The sequence below is a fragment of the Bradyrhizobium iriomotense genome (genome assembly GCF_018130765.1).
GTDB lineage: Bacteria > Pseudomonadota > Alphaproteobacteria > Rhizobiales > Xanthobacteraceae > Bradyrhizobium > Bradyrhizobium iriomotense_A.
On the sequence record NZ_JAFCJZ010000055.1, the window covers coordinates 1 to 1,750 of the forward strand.

The window sequence follows — 1,750 nt, forward strand, 5'->3', positions numbered from 1 at the left end:
GCGCCCATGTCGATCAGGCCGGTGACCAGCGGGATCGACGGCGCATCGCGCATGTCGTCGGTGTCGGGCTTGAAGGTGAGGCCGAGCACGGCGATGGTCTTGCCGCGCAGCGAACCGCCGAGCGCCTGACTGACCTTGCGCGCCATCGCGCGCTTGCGGTTCTCGTTCACGGCCAGCACGGATTCAACGATGCGCAGGTTCACGTCATAATCCTGCGCGATCTTGATCAGCGCCTTGGTGTCCTTCGGGAAGCACGAGCCGCCGAAGCCGGGACCTGCATGCAGGAACTTGGTGCCGATGCGGTTGTCGAGGCCAATGCCGCGCGCGACCTCCTGCACGTTGGCGCCGACCTTTTCGGAGAGGTCGGCGATCTCGTTGATGAAGGTGATCTTGGTCGCGAGAAAGGCGTTCGCGGCGTATTTGATCATCTCCGCGGTGCGGCGCGCGGTGAACATCAGCGGTGCCTGGTTCAGCGACAGCGGGCGATAGATGTCGCCCATGACCTTGCGGCCGCGCTCGTCGGAGGTGCCGACCACGACACGGTCGGGGAATTTGAAGTCGCGGATCGCCGCGCCCTCGCGCAGGAATTCGGGATTCGAGGCGACGACGACGTCCGCCTTCGGGTTGGTCTCACGGATGATCCGCTCGACCTCGTCGCCGGTGCCGACGGGCACTGTCGACTTCGTCACCACCACGGTGAAGCCGGTCAGCGACTGCGCGATCTCTTTCGCGGCGGCGTAGACATAGGACAGATCGGCGTGACCGTCGCCGCGGCGCGAGGGCGTGCCGACCGCGATGAACACGGCGTCGGCGTCCGCGACCGGCTTGGACAGGTCAGTGGTGAAGTCGAGCCGCTTGGCCTTGACGTTGGTTGCAACCAGCTCGTCGAGGCCGGGCTCGTAGATCGGGATCTCGCCGCGGTGAAGGGCCGCGATCTTCCTCTCGTCCTTGTCGACGCAGGTGACGTCGTGACCGAAATCCGCAAAGCAGGCTCCGGACACCAGTCCCACATAGCCCGTTCCGATCATCGCGATTCGCATGAAAAACTCTTTCCGTTGAAGACGGATGTTCCACTGAACACCCTAGACCATTTCTCTATCAGGCCGCACGCACAACATTAGGGCAGGTTGCTTCACTGAGCGAATAATCCTTAGCCGCCGCGCGTGACAGGAATTGCGGACCTCTCCTGACATGCGCGACATGCAATTGTGCATTCTACGTATGCGAGAGATACGCCGAATATGCGCGTTTCAAGCCGTCGCGGAGCGAGGTCGTGGCACGCCAGCCGAGCTTGTCGAGACGGCTGACGTCGAGCAGCTTGCGCGGGGTGCCGTCGGGCCGCGTGGTGTCGAATGAGATCTCGCCGCTGTAGCCGACGATGTCGGCAACAACGCGCGCGAATTCGGCGATGGCGATGTCCTCGCCGGCGCCGATATTGACCAGTTCCGCACTGGAATAGGTCTTCATCAGGTGCACGCAGGCATCCGCCATGTCGTCGACATAGAGGAACTCGCGCCGCGGCGTGCCGGTGCCCCACACCACGACGTTCTTCGCGCCCGACACCTTCGCCTCGTGGAAGCGGCGGATCAGGGCGGCGACGACGTGGCTCATTTCAGGATGATAATTGTCGCCGGGGCCGTAGAGATTGGTCGGCATCACGTTGATGAAGTCGGATCCGTACTGGCTGCGATAGGCCTCCACCATCTTGATGCCCGCGATCTTGGCGATCGCATAGGGCTCGTTGGTCGGC

General features: G+C 63.3%; 2 protein-coding genes. Both read right to left on the reverse strand.

What is annotated here, in order from left to right; translation table 11 throughout:
* On the reverse strand, positions 1 to 1,040 hold a 1,040-nt coding region (locus JQ635_RS38890; protein WP_211415038.1), incomplete at its 3' end, for a UDP-glucose dehydrogenase family protein.
* 175 nt (positions 1,041 to 1,215) lie between these two features.
* Positions 1,216 to 1,750: NAD-dependent epimerase/dehydratase family protein (locus JQ635_RS38895; RefSeq protein WP_211415039.1), on the reverse strand; the 535-nt coding region annotated here is incomplete at its 5' end.